This is a genomic window from Streptomyces aureus (genome assembly GCF_000725495.1).
In the GTDB taxonomy this organism is placed as follows: Bacteria; Actinomycetota; Actinomycetes; order Streptomycetales; family Streptomycetaceae; genus Streptomyces; species Streptomyces aureus_B.
In genome coordinates this window covers 1-8938 of record NZ_JNZD01000058.1, presented here as the reverse complement: position 1 = coordinate 8938, position 8938 = coordinate 1, and the positions used below count along the sequence as shown (strand labels likewise).

6 protein-coding genes and 1 pseudogene are annotated in these 8938 nt (G+C 73.8%); 5 read left to right on the top strand and 2 right to left on the bottom strand.

The window, feature by feature from the left end; translation table 11 throughout:
* The coding region (locus IO36_RS35825; protein ID WP_078943661.1) for a ScbR family autoregulator-binding transcription factor at positions 1–684 on the bottom strand (684 nt) is incomplete at its 3' end.
* Positions 685–884: 200 nt separating this feature from the next.
* Between IO36_RS35825 and IO36_RS35820 the strand changes: the two genes are divergently transcribed.
* On the top strand, positions 885–1736 hold the full coding sequence (locus IO36_RS35820; protein ID WP_037626476.1) for an NAD(P)H-binding protein: 852 nt from the start codon (positions 885–887) through the stop codon (positions 1734–1736).
* 1149 nt (positions 1737–2885) lie between these two features.
* Here the strand turns inward: IO36_RS35820 and IO36_RS35815 are convergent.
* A complete protein-coding gene (locus tag IO36_RS35815; RefSeq protein WP_107065885.1) occupies positions 2886–3905 on the bottom strand; it encodes a ScbA/BarX family gamma-butyrolactone biosynthesis protein in 1020 nt (339 codons plus the stop codon).
* An 842-nt stretch (positions 3906–4747) separates the two neighbouring features.
* Here IO36_RS35815 and IO36_RS35810 point away from each other — a divergent pair.
* From IO36_RS35810 to IO36_RS35790, 4 genes and pseudogenes are all read left to right on the top strand, one after another.
* Positions 4748–5386, top strand: coding sequence for a ScbR family autoregulator-binding transcription factor (locus IO36_RS35810; RefSeq protein ID WP_037626471.1), 639 nt, complete (start codon positions 4748–4750; stop codon positions 5384–5386).
* Positions 5387–6496: 1110 nt separating this feature from the next.
* Positions 6497–6949, top strand: coding sequence for an iron chaperone (locus IO36_RS35800; RefSeq protein ID WP_037626467.1), 453 nt, complete (start codon positions 6497–6499; stop codon positions 6947–6949).
* Between the two features lie 959 nt (positions 6950–7908).
* Positions 7909–8130, top strand: a complete 222-nt coding sequence (locus tag IO36_RS35795) for an acyl-CoA carboxylase subunit epsilon (protein WP_037626465.1) — start codon at positions 7909–7911, stop codon at positions 8128–8130.
* A gap of 237 nt (positions 8131–8367) precedes the next feature.
* Positions 8368–8938: pseudogene (locus IO36_RS35790) on the top strand (carboxyl transferase domain-containing protein); the annotation flags it as partial.

Sequence of the window (8938 nt, the reverse complement as noted above, 5' to 3'; positions counted from 1 at the left end):
GGCTGGGTGCGGGGTGGGTTCGGGGGTGGGGGGTTGCAGGTCGGGGTGGAGGGTCTGGAGTTCGGTGTAGACGGTGGCGCCGCGGGTGGCGGTGAGGTCGATGGAGGCGAGGACGGAGGGGACGACGACGCTGGGCAGGATGTGGCGCAGCAGGGCGGCGACCCGGGGGGGCAGGTCCTGGTAGTTGCACAGGGCCTGGGACATGGCCTGGATGCCGGCGAAGGATCCGACGAGGACGTCGGCGGTCTCCTGGGAGGTGACGTGGGGCAGGAGTTCGCCCTGGGCCTTGGCCTTGTCGAGGAGTTCGGTGCCGACCTCGCTCCAGCGCAGGAAGGGTCCGCTGCGGTCCAGGCCCTGGGCCTGCTGGTCCAGGGAGAGGCGGACGCCGGCGCGGACCATGGGGTCGGTCTGCAGGCGGTGGGCGTGCAGGAAGACGGTGTCGACCATCTGCTGGACCTTGGAGGGCCGCTCGGGGATGGGCGCGCCCAGGTCCTGGGCGTGCAGGACGCCTTCGGCGAGGTGTTCCTTGGAGGGGAAGTGGAAGTAGAGGGCGCCCTTGGTCACGCCGGCGCTGGCGAGGATCTCGCTGACGGTGGCGGCCTGGTAGCCGCGTTCCTCGAAGATCCTGGCCGCCGAGGAGAGGATCGCGTGCCGGGTCCGCAGTGCCCGTTCCTGCTTCGCCATGTCGGCCTCCTCCTGTCGTTGAGCCCGGAGACCCAATAAAAAAACCGTCCAGTTTGTATATTACAGGTGTTTGCTGGGTGTGTACCCCCTTGCAGCCGTACGGCATTCAATGAGTTGCGGAAAAGGATCGCCACACAGGGCGGGAGTCCATGGACGGATCACACGGTGACACGGCCCCTGCGGGCCTGGCGCAGGGGTCGCTGATCCTGGTGACCGGGGGGACGGGGACGGTGGGCCGCGAACTGCTCAGGCGGCTGCCGCCGGGTAGGGCCGTGCGCGTCATGGCCAGGCATCCCGCGCGGCTGGGCACGGCGGGCGCGCACGTGCACAAGGTCGCCGGGGACTACCGCGATCCGCGGTCGCTGGCCCGGGCGCTGGAGGGCGTGCGGACGGCGTTCCTCGTCACGATGGGCGTCGGCGGGGACGACGACGCCCGGTTCCTGCGCGCGGCACAAACGGCCGAAGTGCAGCGGGTGGTCAAGCTCTCCGCCGCCGCGGTACTGGACGAGCGGGCCGATGACCTCATCACCCGCCGCCAGCGCGCCAACGAGGACCTGCTGCGCGCCTCGGGCCTGCAGTGGACGCTGCTGCGCCCGCGCGCGTTCGCCTCCAACGCCCTGTCGTGGGCGCCCTCGGTACGCGCCGAGCGCACCGTGCGCGCGCTGTACGGGACCTCGGGCAACGCCTGTGTCGACCCGCGGGACGTCGCGGAGGTGGCCGCACGCGTGCTGACCGAGGAGGGACACGCCGGCTGTGCCTACACGCTGACCGGGCCCGAGACCCTCACCGCGGCCGGGCAGACCGAGCAGCTGGCCGGGCTGCTCGGCGTTCCGCTGCGGTTCGAGGAACTCACCCCGCACCAGGCGCGCACAGCCCTCGCGGCCCGTTATCCGGCGCCGGTGGTCCAGGCGCTGCTGGAGAGCGCGGAACGCCAGCGCGCGGGTGCGAAGGCCGGGGTCGAGGACACCGTCACCCAGCTGACCGGCCGCCCGGCAGGCACGTTCCGGACCTGGGCCAGGGACCATCTGGCGGCTTTCACACCGGAGGACTGACCGGCCGGTGACGGCTTACCTGCGGAGGTCTGACCGGCCGACAGCGGGTTTCGCACCGGCCGGCTGCCCGGCCGACGGCGGCATACCTGCCGGGTGGCTGCTCGGCTGACGACGGCTTGCATGCGGAGGCCTGACCGGCCGACGGCGGGTTTCACGCCAGTCGACTGCCCGGCCGATGACGGCTTACCTGCCGGGTGGCTGCTCGGCTGACGACGGCTTGCATGCCGGGTGGCTGACCGGCCGGTGACGGTTTGCCTGCGGAGGTCTGACCGGTCGACGGCGGTTTTCGCACCGGCCGACTGTCCAGCCGACGGCGGCTTACCTGCCGGGTGGCTGCTCGGCCGGCGGCGGTTTGCATGCCGGGTGGCTGACCGGCAGGCCGACCCTGCCGGCTGACCGGCGGGCAGGCTCGGGTGGCATCGCAGTCCCGGAGAACTGCGGGCGCCCCAAGGGCAGTAGATGCCCGGGTGCGGTCATCGAAGAGGTGAGGTCATGGGTGCGGTGCGCCGGAACACGCCCGCCCCGCCCTGCCGGCCGGTGGCAAGCACGGTCCCCGCACCCTCCTCACCCGTCCCCGCGCCCTCCCGGCCATCTCCGTCCCTTCCTCACTCGTTCCTGCACCCTCTTGACCCGTCACCGCAGCCTCACGTCCCGCCCCCGCGCCCTTTCTGCCCGTCAGCGCAGCCTCCTGGCCCGGCCCGCCGCCGGGTGCGCGCCTCGACCGTGCAGTGAGCGTCCGGTTCGACGCAGCGCAGGAACTCCCTGACGGGCGACGGCGACGGCGACGGCGGACGGCGGACGGGCGTGTCCGCGGGGGCGCTGCCGCGCTGTGGCGGGCGGGTCTTCGTCCGGGTGGCCGGCCGGCGAACGGAGCGGCCGGCCCACCGGCGGGCGCCGCGGGCTGCAATCCGCTGTCCCGGAGAGCTGCGGCCGCCCCCGGGCAGCGGATGTCCGGGGGCGGTCGCCGAAGCGGCAAGGCCGTGGTGCAGTTGGCCGGAGCGCTTGGTGGTTCGTGTTCCGCGGGCGGGCCCGGGGATCAGTCGGCGGTTTCGTGCCGGGTGGCCGACCGGGTGGCTGACCGGCTGACTGGCCGGCCGGTGGGCCGGCCGGTGGGCCGTCTGGCGGGCCGGGGTGCGGGCCGGGGTGTGGTCACTGGTGGGGCGGGGCCATGGTCACGGTGCACCGGAACACGGCCGTCCCGTTCTGCCGGCCGGTGACGTGCACGGTCTTCGCGTCTTCCTGGCCCGTCCCGGCAGCCGCCCGGCCCGTTACCGCCTGCGCATGCTCTGGGCCGGTGCCTGTTCCTGTGGCGGGGCGGGCCTCGATGGTGCAGGGGGTGTCGAGTTCGACGTAGCGCAGGAACTGGCCGGCGAGGGCGAGGGGCAGGCGGGTGGTGCCGAGGGTGGCGGTCGCGGCCTGGCGGGCGGCTTCGAGGAGCAGCATGCCGGGCACGTGGTCGACCCGGTGGTCGAAGAGCGCGGGGTGGCGGGTGTCCACCCGCAGCTGCCAGCGGTCGCTTTCGCCGATGGGGGAGAGGACCACGTCCATGGGGGACATGCGCCCCACCGACTGCGGCGGCGTGGGGGCGGTCAGCGCGAGGACCTGCGCGCTGGGCCCGCGGCCGGCGCGCAGCCGCTGGTAGACGCGGGGGGCGATGCAGGTGAGCGTGCCGCCTCCGGTTCCCAGCAGGTGGCCGTCGCGGCGGATCTCCACCTCGATGCGCAGCCCCGTCACCTCGCCGCGGCGCTCCTTGACGTCACGACAGCGGACGTCGAGTTCGAGGGAGGCGGGGGCCTCGCCCACGCGCAGGTGCGCGGGCCGTACCGTCACGTCGAGGTCGCTGACCAGGAAGTGGTGGCCGAAGGGGACCCCGTACTCGGCGTGCGCGAGGAGCAGGCCGGCCTGGCGGATGGTCTCGGCGGCGATCAGCGGGTCGTGACAGCCGTCGACGCTGGTGAAGAAGCTGTGCCCGCGCGGCCACTGGGCGGCCAGGGCGAAGTGGTGCTCGCCCCTGCGTGCCCAGTCGGTCAGCATGACCTCGGCGACGCTCGCGCGGTGGACGAGTTCCTTGGGGACCGTACTGGTCAGAGGCTGGAGGGCGAGGGTGCCGCCCCCCAGCGGGGCGCCGTGGCCCGCCTGTCGTGTCATGCCGGGTGTCGCGCGGTTCATGCGGAAGGTACTCGTCGACATGGTTCCCCCGAGCCGCCGTGGCCTGAATGTGGGTGGTGGATCTCCGAGGACAGTGAAGATACATACCACCCGGTTTAATTTCTAGAAGGAATGCCGGGTTCCCCTGGGCAATATGTGGACCGAGTGGTTCCAAGCGCTCGGAGGGGTATCCATATCGCCTCATTACGCCCCGAAGGGGGCGAGGCGTCCGCGGTCCGCGGCGCCGCAGACCCGCCCGGACCCCGCGGCGCGCGCCGGGCGCCTTCCCTCCGCCGCCCGGCCCGCCCTCGGGGCAACCGTCCGGCGCCGCCGTGCGGGAGAAGGGAAAACCCTGATCAAGACGGGTCACCCGGCCCCGGCCTGTGCGGGCCGGCCTGTGCGGGCGGGGTATGCCGCCGGCGGATGGCACATCGGCCGGATCTGTACCGATCCGTCTCCCGGCGCGCCCGGAAAACAGCGTCGGAGCGGCACTGGCTTCGCGATATCTTCACCAGTAAAATAGAGACCGCGTGCGCGGTTTGTTATGATCGCTTCTGGTCGGCCCGGGCGGCGAAGGGTCACCGGGGCAGGAGCGCGAGCACGGCTGCGGCCCTGTGTGCCGGTGCCGTGCGGCGGCCCGGGGCGGGCGGCCGCGCCGGCCACCCCGGGGGAGGGGTGGTGCGCCCGCGCGTACCGGGCGGGCCCGGTTTCGCGCCGGGTCTTCTCGGGCGCGGGCCGCTCTGCCCTCTGGTGGGCGCGGGTGCGGTGGTTTGTGCCTCCGGGCGGGCCGTGGTGAGCAGGCATGAACGTGAGAGCCGGTCCGCGGTGCGGGCGGGCCGACGGCAGTCAGGGGAGATCCGTTGATGGTGAAACAGGAGCGGGCCGCGCGCACGCGGGAGTCCTTGGTGCGAGCGGCGGCCGAGGTGTTCGCACGGGACGGCTTCACCCTGGCCTCGCTCACCTCCATCAGCAAGCGGGCCGGGGTGAGCAACGGTGCGCTGCACTTCCACTTCGAGAGCAAACAGGCCCTGGCGCGCGGGGTCGAGGACGAGGCGGCCGCCATGGTCGGTGCGATCACCGCGTCCGCGCGGGCGGCCGGCGCCGGTCCGCTGCAGCGGCTCATCGACGCCACCCATGCCCTGATGGAACACCTCGATCACGACGTCGTGGTCCGGGCCGGCTTCGAGCTGGGCAGCGGCCCGCCGCGCCGCGAGGGGGCCGTGGATCTGCGCGGACAGTGGCAGAGCTGGGTCGAGGAGGTGTTCGAGGACGCCGAACGCGAAGGCGTCCTCGCCCGGGGGGTGTCCGCCGCCGACGCCTCGGTCGCGGTGGTGGCGGCGACCGTCGGTTTCGAACAGCTCGGCGCGGACGACCCGACGTGGACGTCCACGCAGACGCTGGCGCAGTTCTGGGATCTGCTGCTGCCCCGGCTGGCCTCGGCCCACGTCCTGAACGGGCTCGAGTCCGGCGGCACGGCCACCGCGGTATCCGGCCGGGGATGAAGCCCGCCCATGGCCTGGCGCGGGCGGGGGACGGCAGGTTCGTGAACCGTCCTGCCTGCTGACCGGACCGGACCGGACGGGACGGGATGGGATGGTCCGGCAGGCGCCCTGACGGCACCGTTTCCCCGCCCGGGCGGTGCCGGCGAGGCACCCGCAGTGCCGTGGGCGGGCCGTCACCTCACCTTGCCCGCCCCCGGGGACCGGCCGCCGTCGGCGGTGACCAGAGCGGCTGCTCCCTCTCCTCGGCCGCGGGCCGGGATGCGGCCGAGGAGGCGGTGGCGCGGCCGGGCCGCCCTGGTGCGCGCAGCGTTCGGCGCCGCCGTGAGATGGCCGGGGGCGACAGGCACCGGGCCCGCAGGGCGGGACGCACGCCGGCGGTCTCGCCAAGCTCGACGAAGCCCGGGGCGGCGCCGCGGCGGACGCTGCCCGGGCACCCGGCGGCGCGTGGCATACGTTGGAGCCGGAGCCGGAGCCGGAGCCGGAGCCGGAGCCGGAGCCGGAACAGGAACAGGAACAGGAACAGGAACAGGAACAGGAGCCGGTGGCCTGGTGGGAGGCGGACGGTGACGTCGGCGGTGCCGCAGGTTTGCCGAGTACGCCGGTCCTGGCGCCGGCCCGGCAGGCAGACATCGGGCCGGTCCCCGCGGGATCGCCGGCGCCGGCCACCTGGGGGACGCGCGCCGTGTCAGGGATCGCTGCATCGGCGCTCCCCCAATCCCTCGGGCCGCCGGGATCGCGGGTGCGGCAGAGCCCGCCTGCTGACGGCTGCGCCGTCCCTTGCCGCGGCGGACGCCGTCGCGGCGACAGGCCGGTCCGCCGCGTCGGACCGCCGACAGCCCGCCCTGACGGCGGGCCCCTGTGCCGAAAACGACCGTCCTGGTCCGCGTCCCTTGGCCGGTGCCGCCGGCCAGAATGCTCCCCGGGGCCCTCGGGCAAAGCCCGCTCATCAGCCGCGACGGACACCGCGACGCGCGGACACCGGCGAGGTCCAGCCGTCCGCCGGTGGTCCTCAAGGGTTTGCGCCCCGGCGGATGCTGTACTGGCCGAAGGGACCGGACCCGGTCGAGCGCACGGGCTGGTCTTCGTGACCCAAGGGCTACGGGAGAGAGCATGAGCAACACCGGGAGCGACAAGTACGAGGGGTTCTCGGCCGAGGAACGGGCCGCGATGAAGGAGCACGCCCAGGAGCAGAAGACCGCGGCGCGACGCAGCTCGAAGGCGAACAAGGCGGCGCTGGCGGAGCAGGACGTCCTCGCCAAGATCGCCGAGATGGAGGGCACGGACCGGGTCATGGCCGAGCGGGTCCACGCCCTCGTCACCGCCAACGCCCCCCGCCTCGCGCCGAAGCTGTGGTACGGCATGCCCGCCTACGCACTGGACGGCAAGATCGTCTGCTTCTTCCAGAGCGCGGCGAAGTTCAAGGCGCGCTACGCGACGCTCGGGTTCAACGACCAGGCCCAACTGGACGAGGGCTCCATGTGGGCGACCGCTTTCGCCCTGACCGAAGTCACGCCCGAGGCGGAGGAGCAGATCGCGGCGCTCCTCAAGCGGGCGGTCGACTAGCCCCTGCCGTTCGGACCGGCCCGCGGACGCCGGCCCTGGCACACACGCACAGCTGCCGTGTCACCGACGGCCGCCGGCATCCCCCGGGCCTGCGGCGCCAAGGACGCGTGAACGGCGGGAGCACGAGGGCCCTTTGGGCCGCGGCTGCGGATCCCGGCATCCGCAGCCGCGGCCCAAAGGGCCCTCACCCATTCCAGGACCCCCAGCCGGGACCCGCATCACCCGCCGCCCTTTGCGGACAGCACCCGGGAGCGTTTCGTGCGGGCTGCTGCGGACGGTGCCGCGCCCGCGCGCCGTCACATCCCCCGCCGCGCCCAAGGGCGCGGCGGGGGAGCGGGACGTCCTGGGCCGCTCCTTGCCGATGCGGTCAGCCGGGTGGGGCGGCCCGCAGGGCCGAGGTGAATGCGGGCCGATCCTCCTGGCTGCCGGTGACGTCGCGGCCGAGTGCAGCGGGCCTCTCGCCGACCCGTATCTCCCCGGGGCACACGGTGAAAGCCGGCTCCTCCAGCAGGAACCGTGGCCTTGGGAACGCCGAACCCGGCGCGGGCGAGCAGGAGACCGCCGCTGCCGCTGCATGTCGCTTCGCCGTCCGCGGCCAGTGGCGCCGCCCGCGGTCGCCGTCCGCTGCCGCCGCCTGTCGCTTCGCCGCCCGCGGTCGCCGTCCGCTGCCGCCGTCCGAGGTCGCCGCCCGGGGCCGGTGGCACCGCCATCCGCAGCCCGCAGCCCGCGGCCTGCGGCCCTTCGGGCGTCTGCCGGGGTCTGTTCGTGCCGTCCCGGCTCACCGTGCGGGGGCCGGGAGGCTGCGTGCCGCCCAGGCCACTGCCTCCGCGAGTACGTCGCGTTCCACCCGGATCTTCACCGGGGTGGGGTCCCGGCTGTTGCTCCGGCGCTTCTTGAGCGGCACTGAGGTGCCTCTGTAGCGCGTCGGCGGACGGTGGTGGCAACCGAGAGGAGCGGACATGGGTGAAGCGGACGCCGCACCGCTTGCGCTGCGGATCGAGCGCGGACGGGCCGACGATGACGAACTCGCCGCGCTGACCGTCGTGCTGTGCTCACTGCTGGCCGGGCGGAGGGCGCACAGCGGTGAGGCCGGTGAGCCGCAGGTGCCCGCCGCCGTCCCGTCGTGGCGCCGCCCCCAGGTCCCCGGCAGCCAGTGGCGTTCCCCGCACGGCTGGCGCTAGAGCCGCCGGCGCCGGCCGCGCGGCGGCAGGCGCACGTGTTCTCCGGTCATTTGTTCTCCGGTCTTTTCCGGCGCTGATTCACGCGCGGCCCCACCCCTGCCCTCACCTGAACCGCACCTGCGGTCTGTTTGCCGGGTGCGGTCCGGTCCGGCCGTGCTCACGAGGGAGGCAGGCGCAGTGACAGTCCTCAACGACATTCCCCAGGTGGCCGCCGAGCCCTCGGACGCACGCGGCCGGGTGGCCGAGCTGCACGCCGTGCGTGCGCAGGCCCTGGCCGGGCCGAGCGAGAAGGCGACCGAGGCACAGCACGCCAAGGGCCGAGCAGCTGCGCCGGCACCGGGCGACCGGCTTCGGCCTGGAGGCCAAGAAGCCGTACACGGACGGTGTGATCACCGGCTGGGGCACGGTCGAGGGCCGCACGGTCTTCGTCTACGCCCACGACTTCCGCATCTTCGGCGGCGCCCTTGGCGAGGCCCACGCGACGAAGATCCACAAGATCATGGACATGGCCATCGCGGCCGGCGCTCCGCTGGTCTCCCTCAACGACGGCGCCGGCGCCCGCATCCAGGAGGGCGTCTCCGCGCTCGCCGGCTACGGCGGCATCTTCCAGCGCAACACCAAGGCCTCCGGCGTCATCCCGCAGATCTCGGTGATGCTCGGCCCCTGCGCCGGCGGCGCCGCGTACAGCCCCGCGCTCACCGACTTCGTATTCATGGTCCGTGAGACCTCGCAGATGTTCATCACCGGCCCGGACGTCGTCAAGGCGGTCACCGGCGAGGAGATCACCCAGAACGGCCTGGGCGGCGCC

Bases quoted from the DNA above. Each gene is read 5' to 3' on its own strand.
- IO36_RS35795 (WP_037626465.1), top strand. From the start codon at position 7,909: ATGGGTGAAGCGGACGCCGCACCGCTTGCGCTGCGGATCGAGCGCGGA.
- IO36_RS35810 (WP_037626471.1), top strand. From the start codon at position 4,748: ATGGTGAAACAGGAGCGGGCCGCGCGCACGCGGGAGTCCTTGGTGCGA.
- IO36_RS35815 (WP_107065885.1), bottom strand. From the start codon at position 3,905: ATGAACCGCGCGACACCCGGCATGACACGACAGGCGGGCCACGGCGCC.
- IO36_RS35800 (WP_037626467.1), top strand. From the start codon at position 6,497: ATGAGCAACACCGGGAGCGACAAGTACGAGGGGTTCTCGGCCGAGGAA.